13 protein-coding genes are annotated in these 19,588 nt (G+C 58.2%); 8 read left to right on the forward strand and 5 right to left on the reverse strand.

Going from position 1 to position 19,588, the window contains the following annotated elements:
- The first annotated feature begins 9 nt into the window (after positions 1 to 9).
- Both EI77_RS16520 and EI77_RS16525 read left to right on the forward strand, forming a co-directional pair.
- Entirely contained in the window at positions 10 to 717 is a 708-nt protein-coding gene (locus tag EI77_RS16520; protein WP_133796406.1) for a hypothetical protein, read from the forward strand.
- Positions 718 to 729: 12 nt separating this feature from the next.
- On the forward strand, positions 730 to 1,101 hold the full coding sequence (locus EI77_RS16525; RefSeq protein ID WP_133796407.1) for a hypothetical protein: 372 nt from the start codon (positions 730 to 732) through the stop codon (positions 1,099 to 1,101).
- Between the two features lie 20 nt (positions 1,102 to 1,121).
- Here EI77_RS16525 and EI77_RS16530 read toward each other — a convergent pair whose 3' ends face one another.
- The 4 genes from EI77_RS16530 to EI77_RS16545 all read right to left on the reverse strand — a co-directional run bounded on the left by EI77_RS16530 (position 1,122) and on the right by EI77_RS16545 (position 8,063).
- Positions 1,122 to 2,135, reverse strand: a complete 1,014-nt coding sequence (locus EI77_RS16530) for a substrate-binding domain-containing protein (protein ID WP_133796408.1) — start codon at positions 2,133 to 2,135, stop codon at positions 1,122 to 1,124.
- Positions 2,136 to 2,147: 12 nt separating this feature from the next.
- Positions 2,148 to 3,278, reverse strand: a complete 1,131-nt coding sequence (locus EI77_RS16535; RefSeq protein ID WP_133796409.1) for an LptF/LptG family permease — start codon at positions 3,276 to 3,278, stop codon at positions 2,148 to 2,150.
- Between the two features lie 72 nt (positions 3,279 to 3,350).
- Positions 3,351 to 6,626, reverse strand: a complete 3,276-nt coding sequence (locus tag EI77_RS16540; protein ID WP_166647305.1) for a PVC-type heme-binding CxxCH protein — start codon at positions 6,624 to 6,626, stop codon at positions 3,351 to 3,353.
- 405 nt (positions 6,627 to 7,031) lie between these two features.
- Positions 7,032 to 8,063 (reverse strand): zinc-dependent alcohol dehydrogenase, encoded by a 1,032-nt coding sequence (locus EI77_RS16545; RefSeq protein ID WP_133796411.1) that lies wholly within the window; start codon positions 8,061 to 8,063, stop codon positions 7,032 to 7,034.
- Between the two features lie 80 nt (positions 8,064 to 8,143).
- Here EI77_RS16545 and EI77_RS16550 point away from each other — a divergent pair, with 80 nt between their 5' ends.
- The 6 genes from EI77_RS16550 to EI77_RS16575 all read left to right on the forward strand — a co-directional run bounded on the left by EI77_RS16550 (position 8,144) and on the right by EI77_RS16575 (position 16,532).
- Positions 8,144 to 8,350 (forward strand): type II toxin-antitoxin system VapB family antitoxin, encoded by a 207-nt coding sequence (locus EI77_RS16550; protein ID WP_133796412.1) that lies wholly within the window; start codon positions 8,144 to 8,146, stop codon positions 8,348 to 8,350.
- Positions 8,351 to 8,352: 2 nt separating this feature from the next.
- On the forward strand, positions 8,353 to 8,775 hold the full coding sequence (locus EI77_RS16555) for a PIN domain-containing protein (protein WP_133796552.1): 423 nt from the start codon (positions 8,353 to 8,355) through the stop codon (positions 8,773 to 8,775).
- 157 nt (positions 8,776 to 8,932) lie between these two features.
- Positions 8,933 to 10,423: a TIGR04222 domain-containing membrane protein gene (locus EI77_RS16560; RefSeq protein WP_133796413.1), complete on the forward strand. Its 1,491-nt coding sequence runs from the start codon at positions 8,933 to 8,935 to the stop codon at positions 10,421 to 10,423.
- A gap of 69 nt (positions 10,424 to 10,492) precedes the next feature.
- Positions 10,493 to 11,290: an IclR family transcriptional regulator gene (locus EI77_RS16565; protein WP_133796414.1), complete on the forward strand. Its 798-nt coding sequence runs from the start codon at positions 10,493 to 10,495 to the stop codon at positions 11,288 to 11,290.
- On the forward strand, positions 11,287 to 15,120 hold the full coding sequence (locus EI77_RS16570; protein ID WP_133796415.1) for a DUF1553 domain-containing protein: 3,834 nt from the start codon (positions 11,287 to 11,289) through the stop codon (positions 15,118 to 15,120). Before EI77_RS16565 ends, EI77_RS16570 begins: the two co-directional genes overlap by 4 nt.
- Positions 15,117 to 16,532, forward strand: a complete 1,416-nt coding sequence (locus tag EI77_RS16575; RefSeq protein ID WP_133796416.1) for a DUF1501 domain-containing protein — start codon at positions 15,117 to 15,119, stop codon at positions 16,530 to 16,532. Before EI77_RS16570 ends, EI77_RS16575 begins: the two co-directional genes overlap by 4 nt.
- A gap of 53 nt (positions 16,533 to 16,585) precedes the next feature.
- Here the strand turns inward: EI77_RS16575 and EI77_RS16580 are convergent, their stop codons facing one another.
- The gene (locus EI77_RS16580) at positions 16,586 to 19,495 is read right to left on the reverse strand and encodes a PVC-type heme-binding CxxCH protein (protein WP_133796417.1); all 2,910 of its coding nucleotides are present in this window, start codon (positions 19,493 to 19,495) and stop codon (positions 16,586 to 16,588) included.
- Positions 19,496 to 19,588 lie beyond the last annotated feature (93 nt).

A 19,588-nucleotide genomic window follows, 5' to 3' on the forward strand; every position in this document is an offset into this window, starting at 1 on the left:
ATGACAGCCATGGCCCGCCGCTCTCCCGCAAATGCTACGGTTCCCGCCGCTGAGGATAACAATATCCTTCGCTTCGATGACGCCCCGGAATTCACCATCGGTCATGCCGATGAATCTCCCATGGAGGACATGGACCAGCAGGTCCGTGAAGCCCAGCATCGGCTCACCAAACTGCGGGCCGAGCAGGAAGAGCTGGAGCATCAGCGAAAAATCCTGGAAAACCTAAAGCAGAAGCAGGAGCGCTTCATCGCAGGTCGTAAGGACATCACTGAAAAACTGGAACGCAGCCTGCGGGTCATCACCGATGACCTTGAGGATGCCCGCCGCCGGTTTGAGGACATGTCCGCCACCCAGCAGGAGTTTCGCGACCGCCTCGAAGAACTGAAAATGTTTCTCCCTGAGCGCTGGCACCGCAGCCAGCTCGACCAGGAACTGGACAAAGCCATCTCCTCCCTCATTGAGGCGGAGACGAGCTTTGAAAAAGGTATCCGCCGCGTGACCGCACACCGCAATGCCGATAGCTCTCACCATCATCAGGATGAGAACGATGAGGAAAGTGGAGATGAAGAATACGTCAGCCACAGCCCACGTCGCTTCACCAGTTCCCTCTCGGGAAGTGATGATCTGGCCGCCTGGACTCGCCGTGGCTTTGCTTTCACTCTGCCTCTCATGGTGACAGTGCTGATTGCAGTCATTCTAGCCAAGCTGATGTTTTAACTCCCTGCTCCTATGAACAAACGCGTCGCCTCCCGTCGTCCGAAGACCGTTCAGTCCGTTGCCCAAGAAATCCAGCCCGCCCGACTGAAGCAAATGCGCAGCCGCTCCCGCAGTTTGCAGGAGGAAATCCATGTCCTGGAATGTGCCATTGTGGCCGCTCCGCATGCCATGCGCCGTCAGCGCATGGCGACCAAAGATGTACTTCCGGCCCCAGAGCCAATGTATGTCAAGAAAGCCCTGCGTTCCCCGCAGCGCATCCCTCTTCACCTGCGTAAGGCAGCGAAGCGTCGCCGCTTGGCCTTGCTCCTGGAATTCGGCATTGTCGTCACCAGCCTGATCGCGGCGTTGGGTTGGATGAAACAGTGGTTCGGCTGGACGATCTAACGATCCTTGCCAGCCCGTTGTTATAGTTCTGGAAAGGCAGCCAGACCATTGAGCCGGATGTCTTCTAAGTCTTTGGGCTGAATGCTGCGCAGGGGCAGTTCATAACGGGCTTTGGGATGAAAGGCGGGCTCTTCACGTTTCTTGCGTACGAGCACCCAGGCCAGATCCACCAGCAGGGGGTGATAAAAGGTGGCGTCGATTTCACCATCACTCACCAGGGTGATGCCGCCTTCAGGACCGCGGAAACCGTCTGTGCCGATGACCATCACATTGTCCCGCAGGTTCTTTTGGGACAGAGCCATGGACGCGCCCAGGGCCATGAGGTCATTGTGGGCATAGACGACATCAAAGGACTGCTGAAGACGCAGAGCGTCGAAGGTGCGGTCACGGCCACCGGTCACATTCCAGTCACCCGGGGCATCGTGTACCAGGATGACTCCAGGTGCCTTTTTTAAAGCGGCTGCAAAACCCTCATGCCGATGCTGGCAGAGGCTGCTATCTTCATCACCCCGGATTTCAATGACCCGGCCGACGGCCTCCGACAAGCCCATTTCCTGGTTCTTGAGCAGGAGAGCCCGCACGGTCATATCCCCGGCGAGGCTGCCAAGCTGGCGCTGATCACCGATGAGGGCCGTATTGCATCCCAGGTCCAGGCATTTTTCGCCCAGACCGATGACCAGGATACCGGCATTGACTGCCGCTGCGACTTCCGTCTTCAAGGGCTTGGGCTGGAGAGGGTCCAGCAGGATGGCAAAGGGCTTCTCCGCCACAGCCTCTTTCATCTGGGTGAGCTGGGTTTCAGGGCTGAAGCCTGCATCCTGAACTTGCAGGACAAAGCGTGGGTCCTGGGCCATGAGGCGGGTCAGGGCAGTGCGCTGACCGTTTTCAAAAATGCGGTCACCCCGGGCAGAAAGAAGCACCACTTTCCAAGATTGCAGGGAATTCACCTTGGGAGAAGCAGCCTTCTCACAGCCAGCCGTCAGTCCGGCCGCAAGAGCCAGGATGGACAACCAAAATTGACGGCGGGTCTTCATAAACAAAAGAGCTCAGCGGCGGCTGAGGCGGTAAAACAAAAAGCCGCCGATGCCCAGGAAAAGCACGTTGGGCAGCCACATAATGAGATGCGGCAGCGCCGAAGGCTGGCTGTTGAGGGTATCTCCCAAAATGATGAAGACGAGGTAAACGGTGGCCGTGATGAGGCTGAGGGCAAAGCCGCTGGAAGTTTCACGGCGCTGCGCGGTGACTCCCAAAGGTATGCCCACGAGAGCGAAGGTAATGCAGGCCAGCGAAAAGCTATACCGCTTGCTGAGCTCCGTCAGGGAGCGGCTGTGGTCCTTGGCATCCATGGCTTTGCCAGTGACGCCGTCTTGATGACTGCTCACTTCTTCCCATAGCATGCTGGTGGCTTTCATACTGGCATTCACCTTGACGGTATCCGCCTTTAATCGCGACAGGGGGAAGACGATGGCCGTACTCTCCGCATTGACGAATTCCACCTTATCCACTGCCTTTTCATCCGTGTAGGTGATGCTTTCGATCTCGGCCCCTTCCAGGTGCATGACAAAGTCCAGCTCCCCAGGTTTCATCTCCAGGACGGCACGGCGGGCGTGGATGACGCGCTGGGCCAGCCGGTCTTCCATCTCGATGATTTCGACATCCTTTAAGATATTGCCATCACGCTTGCCTGTATAGATGCGGAAGCCGGGGACCTTGTCTAATACACGGCCTTCCTGGAAAAGGGCGGCCGGATTTTCCATGGCCACTTCAAAGAACATGCGCTTGATGCGGTCCTTGGCCATGGGGGATACGGATACATTCACCCAGTAGCAGACACTGGAAAAGGCAAAGGCCAGGACGAATACGGCCGCGCATATACGCGCCATGGACCAGCCGGTCATCCTCAGGGAGACGAGTTCGTTATCCGCTGACAAGCGCCCGAATACCAGGAGGATACCGGTGAGGAAAGCCCAGGGTATAGTAAAGATGAGGGAAAACGGAATGATCAGAGCGATGAACTCCAGGATGAATCCCAGGGGTAACTGGGTATCCCCCAGCAGTTCATCCAGCTTCTTGTATACGTTCCCAAGCACCATCACGCCACTGAGCAGCAGGACGCCCATCAGCGTCGCCGAGAGAACCTGCTTGCCCAGATAACGGTCAAAAATTCGCACCACCATGTTATGAGTTCAGACTAGGCCGCGTTTTCTTCCTGGCAAGGGTGGCCTTGGAAAGTCGCTGAGAGTTCAGGCTTAATGCTCATCCTTCTTCTTGCTGGAGGTGGATTTTTTGGGTTTGAGGCTCCCCAGGTAGGCGACGACGTCTCGTACCTCACGAGGAGTGAGGATACCTATCATTGGCGGCATCATGGAGATAGGTGGCGTCTGCATGGAGATCTGGCTGCGGGCCAGCTTGGTTTCGGTGCCATCGGCCAGGCGGATGGTAATGCTGGCCTTGTCTTCTTTATACAAAGCGCCTGCCAGATTGCTGCCGTCCTTGAGGGTGACAGAAACCAGGCCATAACCGGGAGCGATCTTCGCCACGGGATTGACGAGGGATTCCAGGAGGTCGGCCTTGGTGCGCTGGCTGCCGATGGTTTTCAGGATAGGACCCACCTGGCTGCCCTCTTTTTCTTCCACGGTGTGGCAGGCTAGGCAGTTGGCACCCAGGTGATTGGTCACGATGTCCTTGCCATTCTTTGCATCGCCGCCTTCCACCAGATCATCCCTGGGAGCGCTGGTGCGGGCCTGCTGATAGGTGGTGACACGCTCGACGAGGGACTCATGGGCCTGGGCGGCTTCCATGACATCCAGCATGAGACCAGTCTCCACTTTGCCTGCGGCGAGGCGCTGCATCCAGCCATCCAGGAAATCGCTGGCGGCCTTGGTTTTAGTGCCAGCCAGCAGTTTCATCGCGGCTTGTTTTTCCGCCAGGGTGCCTTTCTCCAGTACGCGGGAGGCCTCGGCCAGGGCGAGGTCACTCTGATGCTGGAAAGTCTGAGCTAGGGATTCCATGCGGAGTTCCGCAGGAGCAGATTTGTCTGCGGACTGTTTCACCGTTTCCGCAAAGGCAGGATCGGCGGAATGCTGGGCGGCCATTAGTTTCAGGGCACCGACACGGAGTTCAGGCTTGGCGATTTTATCCGCAATGATCTGCTGGAGGGCAGGGGCTTCTACAGCCAACGCCAGATTGATCATGAGCTCGACCCCGGCAGCTTTGAGATCTGGATTGGTCAGAGCCAGCATGGCCGGCACATGAGGCTGCATGACATCGGCCACTGCTTTTGTATCCCGGGCGGGGTAGGTGCGATAAACGCCATCCACCCGGTCGAGCAGCGGAGGGGCGGTGAAAAACAGGAGGGATTGGAAGGCTTCGACGGACAGGGGTTTGTCCGCCAGGGCATATTGGATCAGCCGGGAGGCATTTTCTGGCTGGCCGAGGCGGAGGTTGGCATTGATGGCGCGGCGCAGAGTGGGCTCTTCCAGGGAGTGCGTTTCATCCAACATGGCGGCAAGCTGGGGCAGGGCCTCGGGCACGCCGATGTCATCGTGAATGGCCCGTGAGGCCTCATTGACGATGGCCACATCGGCATCCTCCAGATAACCGGCGACCAGGGGTGAATGCTGGCGGCTGAGGGCGAGGGTGGCGGCGACACGTAGGTTTTTAGATTCCGAAGCAGTCAGTGAAGCGAGCTGTTCAGCTTTGACGCAACCGGTTAGGCCCGTGACCACGGCGTGGCGCAACCAGGCATCTGCCGCGTCTTTTTCTGCCATGAGACGGAGGGCATCACCGGCAGCAGACACTTCCAGCTTACCCAGTGCGATGGCGGCGTGAAAACGCACGCGGGCGGAATCCGAACCCAGGAGGGTAATCAGGGCGGTATTCGCGTCCTCGCCCGGTTTGCCATCGCTGAGAACTTTGGCGATCTGGCTCTGCACTTCGGGATCGGTCTCGGTTTCCAGGATGATGTGCAGTGGTTTGTCATCCGTCTGCCCGCGACGGAAGCCGATGCCGTATCCCCACACACCGTGAATGCGTGCCAGAAGTGATGCCTTGGTATCTCCGGCGACTTTGGCGAGAGTTTTCCATTCTTCTCGCTTGGCCAGTTCGAGCTGGGAGGCGACGCGTACGCGCTGGTCAGCATGGCCTAACAAGATTTGCAAATCATTGAGGCTCTTTTCAGTGAAGCCGCCTGTGAGCAGAGTCTGGGTTTCTTTGCGCAGAGGATGTTCCTTGCCCTTCTCTTCATCCACGGACCAGATGGCACCTTTTTCATCTAGGGGATAACCGCCTACCCAATCCGCCATATAGAAGGTGCCATCGGGAGCCCAGCTCATGCCGATGCCCATGATGCCGCTGTTCACCAGGCGGGTCTTGCTCATCTCAAAAGCCGCGCCGACGGGCTTGGCCGTGAAGGCTTCCATCTTGCCGGAAGGGAACTGATTGAGGATGAAGTGACCGCGCAGCCGTTCGCCCAAAGCGGTGCCGGGTTCATGAAGAAATCCGGCGGGGCCGTTGGAGGCATTGGCCAGAGGTGGAGTGATGAAAAGGGGCTGCACAGCGCCCGGCATCCAGATGTTTTCACGCATCCAGCGGCTGTCAGATTTCATGTACTGGTGGTTGCAGCGCCAGCCGCTGTCACTGCGCTCAGTGATGTAAACAAAGCGCTCTTTTTCCCCCGGCATGTCGGCATCGTTGTCCACGCCGAAGATGTTACCAAAGTCATCGAAAGCCACTTCCTGAACATTGCGCAGGCCATGGGCGAAGACTTCAAAGCCGCTGCCATCAGGCTCCACCCGCATGACGGCACCTTCATGGGGATAGTACCAGTTCTTGCCTGCCTTGTCGGTGACGTTCACGCCCTTGTCCCCAATGCTCCAATAAATGCGGCCATCCGGTCCTAGGCGCGGGCCGTGCATGTCGTGGCCGGCGTAGGCGATGTGCATGCCGAAGCCGTGGGCGACGACCTCCCGGATATCGGCCACGCCGTCATCATCGGTATCCTTCAACCGCCAGAGGTCTGGCGCGATGGTGGTATAAACCCAGCCATCGTGATAAAGCACGCCAGCGGCGATACCGGTGACTTCAGTATTAAAACCTTCCGCGAAGACCGTCATCTTATCCGCAGTGCCGTCACCATCGGTATCCCGGAGCTGATAAATGCGCTCGGTGTGTACAGTGAGGTCTTTCCAATCAATCGAGCCATCCTTGTTATGATCCTTCAGGCTGCCACGGGGACGGCGCATTTTCCCAGGGGCCAGCTCGCGGTGATAAAAGTCGCGCTTGGCCTCCACACTGGTGAAGCTGACATCGTCCGGGATCCACTGAGTGTGCTCGCGGATGTCCAGATCCCCCACCTTACGGCGGGTGGTGGCGGCGACGTAAACACGGCCTTTTTCATCCACGGTACAGGCTACCGGGTCTGGGACATTGAGGTCTCCTGACCAGCGGTGCAAAGTGACCTCCGCAGCCGGGGCAACGGCAGGAAGGAGGAAGGAAACGGCAGCGAGCAGAATCAGGAAACGCATGGGGTGGGTGTGAAGAATGCCGGGGAATGGGGAAAGGTGCAAATTTTTCCCCATTTGGGGAAGAATCGATACAAACGACTGATAACCAACGAATTCCGATGGGGATTGGATTCCCCAAGAGTCCCCATGCAATCCCCATGATCCCCAAAAGCTCCCCATGGGGCGCATTCTGAAGGTGAAAATGGGGACATGGGGAAGACGGTGGAGTCGGGATGAAGGGGCGGTCTGGGCGTCTAGCAGGGAGACCTGATGGCCCCCAGCAGGAGTGGACGCTTCAGAACAGATGGATCTACGATGCTAGTATAGACCTGGCAGCAGGGTTGGATCAGCATCTATAATATCCTCTTATTCAAGAGGCGATGCAAGCAGTGGGAATGCGAGTTTGGCCGGGGGTATGGATAGCCATCAGGCGCTGGGATACTGAATGAGGGCTTTGATGACTTTGCGGCGGGCGATTTCATCGAAGGCTTCGACGATTTGGTCGAGGGGGAAGCGATGGGTGATGAATTCTGCGGAGGTGAGTTTGCCTTCACGGATCCACTGGCAGAGCTGGGGCTGGCTTTCCTTTTCGTAGCGGCGGGTGGGCCATTGGTGGACGAAGAGGTTAAAATTGAAATCGGCCTTGGATTTATCGATGTGCAAGATGGGGTGGCTGAGGACGCCGTAGATGCAGTGGGAACCACCCCGACGGAGCAGGGGAAGCCCCTGCTGGAGGATGTCTGGATGACCGACGGCATCAATGACGGCATCGAGTTTTTTCGTGCGTTCAATCTTGTCACCGGGAGTAAAAACGGCATCGGCTCCGAAGGCGAGGGCCTTGGCTTGTTTGTCTGGATGGCGATCCACGATGCCGATCCAGCCGAGGCCGAAAAGGCGGCCGAGTTTGACAAAGCTTAAGCCGACGGGACCTGCGCCGTAGATGAGCACGTCATCACCGGGCTGGAGGTGGAAGTCGCGAAAGGCCCCGAGGACTTCGCGCCAGGTGCAGAGGAGCACGGCTTCCTCCGGCGGGATGTCGGCATCCACCTTGGTCTGGATCTCATAGACCTCAAACCAGCCGTGGGCTTCATCGGCCACACCATCGGCGACCATGGCCTCGTGGTCATTGGCCAGGGTGTATTCGCCGAAGCCGCCCCAGCCGGAGTCCACGCCTTCCATCTGGAGATCAAAATTCAGGCCGCTAACGGCGCGATCACCGACGGTGAAATGGCGTACTTTTTCCCCCACGGCGATGACGATGCCCACGCTTTCATGACCGAGGGCAAAGGGGAACTTGTCTTCCATGCCGGGGAAGTTGCCATGCAGCAGCTCGCTGTCTGTACGGTTGCAGACACAGGCGCATTCCGTCTTAACAAGGGCCTGATAAGGACCGGGAGTGGGCGTGGGGGTATCGAGGATTTCGATCTGGCCGGGATGCAGGGCGATGACGGATTTCATGAAAAATGAGGGAAAATTATTGATGTAATGATGCTAAAAGGCTTGAAATGATGCGGGAGGTGAGGCATAATGATGCCATCATGAGAATCACAGTCGAAATTGAAGATGAGACCATTCAGCGGGTAATGGAATTGACTGGAGAAAAAAACAAGAGTCCTGCCATCGCTAAGGCTGTCGAGCATTATGTGAAACGGATGCGTGCGAAGGAGTTCGGGCAAAAGCTGATGGAAGGTTATTTTGATTATCCCATGACCAATGATGAACTTGAAGCCCTGGGGGTGGATTGAGCATGGTCATTGTGGACAGTTCCATCTGGATTGCAGCAGCCCGACGACAAGGAAGCCTGGAGGCAAAAGTTGGGTTGCGAGGGTTGCTGGAAGTATATGAGGCGACGCTTTGCTCTCCCGTTTTTTTGGAGGTGATGGGTGGTGCATTCAAGCAGGAGCGAAAGGAGATGGCGGGCCTTTTTTCCGAGCTTCTTTACGTCCGCGTCACCGAAGAGGATTACATGGCTGCCGTCCGCAACAACTGGAAGCTGCGCGATGCTGGCATCACGGCTCCGGCCAATGATGTGCTCATCGCCACCATCGCCCAGCGTATGGAGTGCCGGGTGTATGCGCAGGATAAGCACTTCGAGGCCATGGCTCCGGTGCTGGGATACACGCTGTATGAGCCGGGGTATGGCGGCAGCTTTCGGCAAGATGGAGGTTGATTGAAAGATTTCCAAATTTAGAATTGTTTCTAGATTTGGAAATTAAATTTTATGCGCCAACTTCTAATTGAAGTTGTGCAGGGATTCCAAACTGGATGCCAAATTGTCCGTGCATGGTCCAGAGAAGTCTGGCAAGGTCAGGTGAATATCCTAATTGATGATCTCAATCCAATGCCCGCCTGAGGTTCAGGCCACGTGGGAGAAGCTGGAAAGGTTCCAGCTCAATGACAACCAGGCCGTGTTTGGTTTTGCCGCCAGGCTGGCGCGCGAGAATGGCTGGAGCCACCACTTCGCTAAACGGGTGATTTTTGAGTACAAGCGCTTTTTGCTGATGACCCAGCACGCGGGGCATCCGGTGACGCCGTCTGAGGAGGTGGACCAAGCCTGGCATCTGCACATGGTGTACACGCGCTCTTACTGGGACGGGCTGTGCCAGGAGGTGCTGAGGAGGCCGCTGCATCACGAGCCGACGGCGGGCGGGGTGGATGAGGAGGTGAAATTTCACCAGCAGTATGAGCGGACGCTGGAAAGCTATGCACGTTTGTTTGGTGAAGTCGCACCTGCGGACATCTGGCCGCCTGCGGAAAAAAGGTTTCAGCCGATGAGCAGCCGTTGGGTGGATGTGTCCCGGCACTGGCTGCTGCCAAAGCCGACGTGGCTGAGGCTGCCCCGGACGGCGGTGGTGCAGACGGCGGTGATTTTGGTGCTGGGGATGATATTCCTGGCCGGTTGCCAGCCGGTAATGAAGGTGCTGGGCCAGCGCGGGGGGGAGTTTTTGAAATGGTATGCGGTGTGTTTTGCACTGGCCTTGGTTGCATCGTTGGTTTGGCCATGGCTGGTGAGGTGCAGAAACGGTAGGGCGGTGACCTTAACGGACCGATATGACATCGCTTTTCTGGGGGGCGGAGGTGACCGGGCTGTGGATGCTGCACTTGCTGCGCTTTACAGCCTGAAACTGGTGAATGTGAATAGCGGCCAAAGCCCGGCGAGACTGTGGGCTGAGACAAACACCGCTATCCCTGAGGGGCTGCATCCGGTGGAAATACGCGTGCTGAAGGTGGTGCCGGTGCGAGGCAAGACTACATCTGCCAAGATACGCAAGGCGCTGAGACCGATGATGATGGAGATGCATGAGCGTCTGGCAGCGGAAGGGATCCTGGAAAGCGTTTCCGGCATCTGGAGGCAGCGCTGGATGGCGGCTGTGCCTCTGGTTACAGTGATGGTAATGGGGGTGATGAAGGTGTATGTCGGCATTTCGCGGGACCGCCCGGTGGCGCTTCTGGTGATGCTTTTGATCATCTCTTTTATTATCCTGATGGTGCGTGTTTCGCTCCTGCCACGCCGGACCAAGAATGGGGATCGGCTTTGGAGGGCACTCAGGAAGCAGCCGCCAGTGACAGCGAGCCAGGTTGAGAAAACTCCGATGATGGGGGACCCCCGCCAGATGGCGATGCTGGTGGCGCTGGGGGGATACGAGGCCCTGCAAATGCCAGCATACGCTAGTTTGCATTCGGCTTTGTATAGGAGATCGGCCGGTGATTCAAACACCAGCGGAACCTTTGTGGGCTGTGGTGGGTGTAGTTCAGGCTGTGGAAACTCCGGCTGTGGGGGCAGCGGCTGCGGTGGTTGTGGCGGGGGAGGGGATTAAGAACGCGATTTTCGGAAAAAACGAGGGCTTGAAAGATTTCCAAATCTGGAAACGTTTCTGGATTTAGAAATGAAACGACTCTCTGACGAAGACTCCGCCATCCTGCTGGACGACAATTCCGCCGCGCCTGGGACGGAGCGGACGCTGGCTATCCTGGAGCTGCTGGGGCGGCACCGGATGGGTCTGAGCCTGACGGAGATTGCGCGGGACCTGGATCTGCCGGTGAACTCGGTCTTTCGCATCACCGGCACGCTGCATGCGCGGGGCTATCTGCAACGGCGTGAGGATGATAAGCGCTTTGTTTTGACGAACAAACTGTTCGACCTGTCACGTCCGCAGGTGAGGGAGAAGAGCCTGGTGGTGTGTGCGCTGGAATCCCTGAAATGGCTGCGGGATGAGAGCGGGGAAACAGTGCAATTACTGGCGGGGGTGAATCATAAGATGACGCTGCTGGAGCAATGCATTTCCACGAAGGCGATCAAGGTGAGCGGCACGGTGGGCTTGCAGGTGCCGATGTATTCCTGCGCGCCGGGGAAGGCGGTGCTGGCGCATCTGCCGAAGGCGGAATTGGAGGCATTTTTTAGCCAGGTGACGCTGAAGAAATTTACCCCGACGACGCTGGATACGCGTGATGCACTGGAGGCGGATCTGGCCAAGGTGCGCAAGCGCGGGTATTCCCTGGATCTCTCCGAAGGGCTGGAAGGTATCCAGTGCGTGGGGGCGGCAGTGATGGACGAATACCGTTATCCGGTGGCGGCGGTCACGGTGATGGCTCCGGCTTTCCGGCTGAAGCGTGACCAATTCGAAAAAGTGGGGCGTATGTGTATGGAGGCTGCGGAAAACATCACCCGGAGGCTGCTGGCATGAACAAGGCAATCCACATTCTCTTTCTGCTGGCGGGCGGGGTGGCCATGGGGGCACCAACGGCGGCCCAAGTGGAGTTTTTTGAATCCCGCATCCGTCCGGTGCTGGCGCAGGAATGCTATGAATGCCACAGCGAGGCGGGCAAACAAAAGGGCGGGCTGCTGCTGGATTCCCGTCCGGGCTGGCAGGCCGGCGGAGACAGTGGCGCGGCGATCACTCCTGGGGATCTGACGGCCTCGCTGCTGCTGGTTTCCATCAAGCATGCGCATGAGGATCTGAAGATGCCGAAGAACGGCGCGAAGCTGGATGACGCAGTGATTGCGGACTTTGAAAAATGGATCGCGGAAGGGGCTCATGATCCGCGTGACCAAGCGCCGACGGCTGCGCAATTGGCGAAGGAGACGGACTGGAGTGCGGTGCTGGAACGGCGCAAGCAGTGGTGGTCTTTTCAGCCAGTGAAGGCGGGAAAGCTGGACGGTAAGGCGAGTGTGCATGCGGTGGCGGCAGAGATCGACCGGCAACTGATGGAGAAGATGAAGGTGGAGGGGCTGGAAGCGGTGGGGCCGACGGATGCGGCGACGCTGATCCGCCGGGCGACTTACATCCTGACGGGGCTGCCGCCGACGCCTGAGGAGGTGACGCAATTTGTGGAGGAAATGGGAAGGGAAAAAGCGGTGCAGGGGGAAGTGGTGCCGAAGGTTTATGAGCGGCTGGTCGACCGGCTGCTGGCGAGTCCCGCGTATGGTGAGCGCTGGGCGCGGCACTGGCTGGACTGGGTGCGCTACGCGGAGAGCCACGGCAGCGAGGGGGATCTGCGCATCCCCTATGCATGGCGATACCGGGACTATGTGATCCGCGCATTCAATGAGGATGTGCGGTATCCGCAAATGGTGAAGGAGGCCGTCGCCGGGGATCTTTTGGCGAAGCCGCGAATCAAGGATGGCATCAATGAAAGTGCGCTGGGCATTGGCCAACTGCGCATGGTGCTGCATGGGTTTTCACCCACGGATTCATTGGATGAGCTGGTGACGTTTACGGATAACCAGATCGATACGGTGACGAAGGCTTTTCAGGGGCTGACGGTTTCCTGCGCGCGCTGCCATAACCATAAGTTTGACGCGATCAGCCAGACGGATTTTTATTCGCTGTATGGGATTTTTTCGAGCACGAGGCCGGCGGTGGTGGATGTGAGCGCACCGGGAACGGGGGAGGCTGAGCGGGCAGAACTGGTGAGGCTGAAGGGGGAAATCAAGGCGGTGATGGCTGAGGTCTGGACACCGGTGGTGGAAAATATGCGCACGATTCCAGAGGCCAAAGAAAGGGTGAATCCGGTGGCGACCAAGGTGTGGGACATGCGCAAGGAGCCGTGGTTCACGGAGGGCCAAGGGATCAAGCAGGGGGTGTCGAAACCAGGGGAGTTTAGTGTGGAACTGGAGGGGGAGGGGATCATTGCCCGCATCCACCCGAGTGGTTATTTTAGTGACCTAATTTCGACGAAGGACCGGGCGGTGATCATGACGCGTCGCTTTAAAAATGAAGGGGGCATCCTGTGGATGAGGACTGCCGGGGCTGGGGGTGTGAAGGCGAAGTATGTGGTGCAAAATTATCCACGAACAGGAACGATCCACCGATCCATCGATCTGGTGGAGGATAAGGATAGCGTGCTGCGCTGGCAGAAGCTGGACCTCAATTACTGGAAGGGGGATGATCTCTTTTTGCAGGTGACGACGGTGGCGGACTCGCCAGTGCAGGGGAGGGAGGATGGGCGTTCCTGGTTTGGCATCACGGATGCATTTGTGACGAATTCGGATGAGAATCCGGCGGGGATCGCGGTGTGGGGTGATCCGCGAGAGGCGGTGACGGCGTGGAAGAAGGGTGCGATGACGGATGTGCAGGCGGAGCTGCTGGGTTCTCTTTTGAGGCAGGGGAAGCTGCCGAATGATGTGAGGAGTGTGCCGGGTGCGGCAGCGCTGCTGGCGCGATACAGGGAAGTGGAAAAAAAACTGCCTGTGCCGACGCGTGCCCCCGGGGTGCTGGAAGCGGACAGTTACGATGCGGCACTTTTTGTTCGCGGAGACCACAAGCAGCCTGCGGAGAGGGTGCCGAGGAGGTTCCTGGATGGGATCAATCCGACGCCGTATGAGACCCAAGGCAGCGGGAGGCTGGAACTGGCGGAGAGCCTGACGGATGCGAAAAATCCGCTGACTTCCAGAGTGATGGTGAACCGGCTATGGCATCATGTCTTTGGCCGGGGGCTGGTGGGGACGCCGGATAATTTTGGCCGACTGGGCGAACTGCCGACGCATCCTGAACTGCTGGATGCACTGGCGGCGGTGTTTCAGCAAAGCGGGGGAAGCATGAAGCAGATGATCAAGGCGCTGATGCTGACGGAGGCTTTTCAGCGTGAGGACAGAGGGACGGGACAGGCAGATCAAAAAGATCCGCAGAACAAACTGCTGAGCCACTGGACTGTGCGAAGGCTGGAAGCGGAGGCGATTCGTGACAGCATTCTGATGCTTTCTGGGGCGATGAATAACCAAATGTATGGTGATTCAGTTTATGGCAAGGATGGGCGGCGGAGCATTTATGTGGGAGTGATCCGAAACAATCTGGATCCTTTTTTGAATGCCTTTGATATGCCGGTGCCTTCCAGCACCCGGGGAAACCGGGATGTGACAAATGTGCCTGCGCAGTCGCTGGCGTTGCTAAATGATCCAACCATCATCCACTGGAGCAGCCGCTGGGCGAACCAGGTGCTGGCGGAGCCGAAGGCGGAGGCACGGACGAAGCGGATGTTTATGCAGGCTTTAGGCCGACAGCCAAGTGACCGCGAGATGCAGGCGAGCCTGGCCTTTGTGAAGAAATCTGCCGACTTTGCGCGGCAGCAGGAAGGGGAAGTAATCGCGATGGAAATGAGGCAAGCGGAGTTGCAAAAACGCATCCTTCAGATCTTGAATCCGGTGCGGCAGAAGCTGGCGGATGGCAGGGGGGGCGCGAATGCGGCGGATGCACCGTTGCCGTTTGCTGAGTGGACCTTTGAAAAGGGGGGCGAGGATACGCAGCAGCGCCTGCCCTTGAAGCTGGAAGGTGGGGCAAAGGTGGAGGACGGGGCGCTGATCCTGGACGGGCGGACGGCACTGGCGCGCAGCCTGCCGCTAACTAAAAGTTTAGAAAACAAGACGCTGGAGGCGTGGGTGGTGCTGGATACGCTGGATCAAAAAGGTGGCGGCGTGATGACGGTGCAGGACCGGCGAGGCTCTTTGTTTGATGCGATTGTCTATGCGGAAAGGGCACCGCAAGAGTGGCTATCCGGCAGCAATAACCATCGCCGTACGCAGGAGTTCGGAGGAGAACCGGATACGGAGGTAGCGATGCGGCCGGTGCATGTAGCCATCACTTATAAGGGCAAAGAAGTCCGGGGATACCGGGATGGAATACCCTATGGAGAACCGTATATGAGCAAGGAGGTGAGCGCGTATGCCGCTGGTGATGCGGAGGTGCTGCTTGGCTGCCGTCATGGGGCCGTGGGCGGGAACCGGATGCTGCGTGGGAGGATCCTGCGGGCACGGCTTTATGACCGGGCACTGACTGAAAAAGAGGTGGCGTTATCCCGGCATCTGGAAAGCACGACCGTGACCGAGCGGGATGTGCTGAATGCTCTGAGCCAGGAAAAGCTGGCCGAGCTGGAGCGTGCGAAGGCTGAACTGAATGAAGTGATGGGAAGCCTGACTCGTCTAACTGAAAATGCTGAAATAGTGAGTCCTGAGAGGGCGGGCTGGGAGAGCCTGGCGCTGTCCATCATCAACCTGAAAGAATTTGTTTATCTGAAATGAACCCCTTCCTCACACGTCGTCAGATTTTATCGCGGACCTCCACGGGCTTTGGGCTCGCGGCTCTTAGTGGGCTCATGGCTGAGCAGGCGCGGGGGGATGCTCTGGTGCATCGGGCGAAGCGGATTGCGCCGAAGGCCAGGAGTGTGATTTTTTGCTACATGAGTGGCGGGGTGTCGCATGTGGATTCGTTTGATCCCAAGCCGATGCTGGAGAAGCACGCGGGGAAGCCGCCGCCGTTTGCCACGGCGAGGACGCAGTTTAACAATGATGGTGTGATCCAGCCATCACACTGGGGTTTTAAAAACTATGGGCAGAGCGGGCTGCCGGTGAGTGATCTGTTTCCGCATATGGCCAGTGTGGCGGATGAGCTGGCGGTGGTGCGCAGCATGACGGCGAAATTTAGCGAGCATGCGCAGGGGAATTTTTTCATGCACACGGGTTTTCCGTTTGTGGGGTATCCGAGTGCAGGTGCGTGGTCCAGTTATGGACTGGGCACGGAGTCTCAGGACATCCCTGGTTATGTGGTCTTGCAAAGTGGCAGCGCCACGGCACCGCATGGGGGAGTGGGGCTTTTTGGCAATGGGTTTCTGCCAGCGCAGCATCAGGCCTCCATCATCAAGGCGGACAGCAGTGAGCCGGTGAGAAATATCCAGCCGCGTGAGGCGGCGATGCTGCAAAGGCAAAGGCTGGATTTCATCGGCGGGATGGACCAGAGTTTTCTCGGGGAACTGGGGGCCAACAGTCAGGTGGAAGCTGCTATCCAAAACTATGAAATGGCCTGGCGTATGCAGGCTGCGGTGCCTGAGCTGTGCGACATCCGAGGGGAGACGGAAGCGACGAAAAAGATGTATGGCATGAATGGCCCCGAAAGCTCCAGAACGGCTTATGCCCGACAGTGTCTGCTGGCGCGGAGGCTGGTGGAGCGCGGGGTGCGTTTTGTGGAACTGAGCTGTCTATCACAAAATATCGGCAGCGGGCAGGCGGCGAATCCATGGGATCAGCATAGCTCCATCAAGAAGGGACATGCGAACATGGCGCATCAGGTGGACCAGCCGATCGCTGCCTTGATCAAGGATCTGAAATCACGCGGACTCTTGGATAGCACACTGGTGGTGTGGGCGGGCGAGTTTGGGCGCACACCGTTCGCTCAAGGGGCGGATGGCCGAGACCACAATCCCTATGGGTTTAGCATCTGGATGGCTGGCGGTGGTATCAAGGGGGGCACGACGTTGGGTGAAACGGACGAGTTCGGCTACAAGGCGGTGGACAAGCCGCAGACGGTTTATGATCTATGGGCGACGGTGCTGCATCTGATGGGTGTGGATCATGAGCAACTCACGTATCTCTTTAGCGGAAGAAACGTGAGGCTGACGGATGTGCATGGGCATGTGATGAAGGAGATTTTGGTGTGACCTTGCTCCTTCGTTAAAATACAAAAGACCGGCTAAAGCCGGGACTACAAAACTTATTTTGGCAGGGGGACCTGGGAGGGGTGCATGAGATAGGCGATGAGGTCGCGTACCTGGTCGGGTTGGAAGGCCTGGAGGAGGCCTTCGGGCATCATGGAGACGGGGGAGGTATCCTGTTTGGTGATCTCGCTTTTTTCGACCGTGGTTTCCTCGGTCATGAGACGGAGGGTGAGGGTGCGGTCGTTTTGGCGGGTGATGACGCCGCTGAGGATGCGACCATCCTTGAGGGTGAGCATGCTCATGCGGTAATCGGCGCTGACGACGCCGCTGGGGTCCACGATGTTTTCGAGCAGGTAATCCAGATTCGCACGGCCAGACCCGGTGAGATCGGGGCCGACTTTGCCGCCTTCACCATACATGACGTGGCAGGCGGCGCAGATCTGGTACATGGCGCGGCCTTTGCTGAGGTCGGCCTTGGCGAGGACGTCAGGGGTGAGCCGGGATTTGAGATCTTCGATGAGTTTGGCTTTGTCGCCTGCGGAGTCGCGAAGTTCACCCCAGACTTCAGTGAGGCTTTTGGTTAGGCTTTCATCATTGAGTGAGCGGATCTGGCGTGCATCAAAGGCGGAGAGGTCAGTGCGGGGAATTTTTCCGGCGGCGATCTGGGCAAGGAGGGCTTTGGCGAAGCTGGGGCGGGAAACGAGAGCGGAGATGATGCCGGGGCGGTCTTCGCTGCTGAATTTCCGATAGCTGGAAGCGAGCTTTTTACCGATCGCCGGATCATCAAACTGGGTGAGGGCTTTGGCGGCGAGGCTGTTGAGGCCGCGTGTTTCGAGGAGGGATTCGCAGATGTTGCGGAGGTCATCCGGGCGGGCATCAATGAGGGTTTTGAGAGCGGCGGTGCGGTTTTCGATGGAGGCTTTGGAGTCGAGGGCCAGAGCCTTGACTTCATCGAGAGCGCGGCCATCCCCGAAGAGGGTGGAAAGCTCGCGGATGAGTTTTTCTGTCGTCGCCTTCGATGCGGAGGAGGTTTTATCATCTCCTGAACCGGCTAAAGCCGGGACTACAAAACGGTCCCAGGCTTCGGGCTTGGGGGCTTTGCGCCAGCCTTGGAAGGCTTCGCTGAGGCCGTGGAGAATGGCTTGGTCTTGTCCTTTGGAACCGGCTAAAGCCGGGACTCCAGAACTCAGCAGGGCATTGAGGGTAGCGGGGTTTGTTTCAATCCGTGAGGCGAGATTGCGGGTGATCCAGCGGGTGATGTGGGGCCATTGGCTTTCTTTGGCGATGCTCACAAGGGACTGCGGATCGCTGTCGGCCAGGGGGATGAGGCCATACCAGACCATGGAGGGAAGAAACTTGTCCTGGGCATCGGCGGCATGCTTCACCAGTTCAGTGGCCAAGGCAGCGCGTTTTTCCAAAGGGAGGCGCTGAAGGGTGCTGGCGAGGGTGAGGCGGACGGCGCTGGAGGGATCCGTTCTGGCCAGACTAACTAAGGATGTGTAAATGTTCGCATCGAATGTTTCGGTGGCGGGTCGTTTGCTGGTGAGGGTATCCAGCGGCCAAAAGTCAGTGAGGAGGCGGATGGCCCAGGCGCGGACGTGTTCGTTTTCGTCTTTCAGATGTTGGGTCAGCAGCTCGGGAGTGGCTTTGCCTGCTTGGTATTGTTTCCAGAGGGTGGCTAATTTGCCTTCACCCATGAGGCAACGGGGATACAGGGCAGGCTGGGGCAGGCCGGGTTTTCCATAACTGATCTTGAAGATACGGCCGCTGGTGCGGTGGACGCCGGTGGATTCATGGCATTCACCGGTATCGCTCCAATCGAGGATGAAGCCGCTGCCATCGGGACCTGTGCTGATCTCGATGCCACGAAACCATTCGTCCTCAGTGAGGAAAACATCGGGTTCGTGCTTGCCGACGTAGCCGGAGCCGAGGCGCTCCAGCCGCTCCACATTGGCGCGGCGGCCGTGCATGTTGAGGGTGAAAAGTTTATCGCGATATTGGTTAGGCCATTGGTCGCCCTGGTAGATCATCATGCCGATGTGGGCGTGGCCGCCGCCGAGGTCGTTGGCCTTGCCATCGCGGCTGTCCTGCCAGGAGCCGGAGGTATCGAAATGGTAGTGGTCGGCAATGGTATCCAGCCGCTCATAGACGCCAGGGTTCAGGGAGGGGGACGTGTCATGCAGATGTGCACCGGGCATGAGATGCCAGAGGTGGCCGGTGACGGTGTTGATGAAAAACATCTCACCATTTTTATCCCAGTCGTGTCCCCAGGGGTTGGTGGTGCCATGGGTGAGTACTTCGGCGATTTTGCGCTCGGGATGAAAGCGCCAGATGCCGCCTTTCATGGGCAGTCGCTCGGCCTCAGGAGTGCCAGGGACGCCGATGCTGGCAGGGCAGGAGTGGCCGCAGCGGCCATACAGCCAACCATCCGGCCCCCAGCGGAGGCCGTTGGCAAAGTTGTGATAGTTATCCTTGGCGACGGTGAAACCATCCAGCATCACTTGCGGCGGGCCGTCAGGGATGTCATCGCCATTGGCATCAGGAATGAAAAGCACCTGGGGGCAGCACATGAGCCAGACGCCGCCACGGCCAACCTCCACACTGGTAAGCATTTGCACATCTTCCGTGAAGACTTTGCGGGTTTCGGCATGGCCATCGTTGTCCTTGTCTTCGAGGATGATGACGCGGTCCTTCAAACCCAGGTCAAAGCGTTTGCTACGCTCGGCATAGGTGTAGTTTTCGGCCACCCACATGCGGCCTTTGGCATCCCAGGCCATGGCGACGGGGTTTTGCACATCCGGCTCGGCTGCAAAGAGGCTGGCCTGGAAGCCTGGGGGGAGTTTCAGTTTAGCCAGGGCCTGCTGCGGAGTTGGGGGCTGGGCATCGCCGGGGTCGCTATTGTAAACCTGTGGGAAATCGGCGAGAAGGGCGCAGGGGAGGGCGAGGAGCAGAGGAAGGAGGCGCATGAGGAGCGGGGGCACAAAAAGATGGAAGCGGGTGACAATGCTGGCAAAGGATACGCAAAAGGAAAGGTGCTTTCATTCTTGCCAGTGCGGAAA

The organism is Prosthecobacter fusiformis, assembly GCF_004364345.1.
Lineage (GTDB): Bacteria > Verrucomicrobiota > Verrucomicrobiia > Verrucomicrobiales > Verrucomicrobiaceae > Prosthecobacter > Prosthecobacter fusiformis.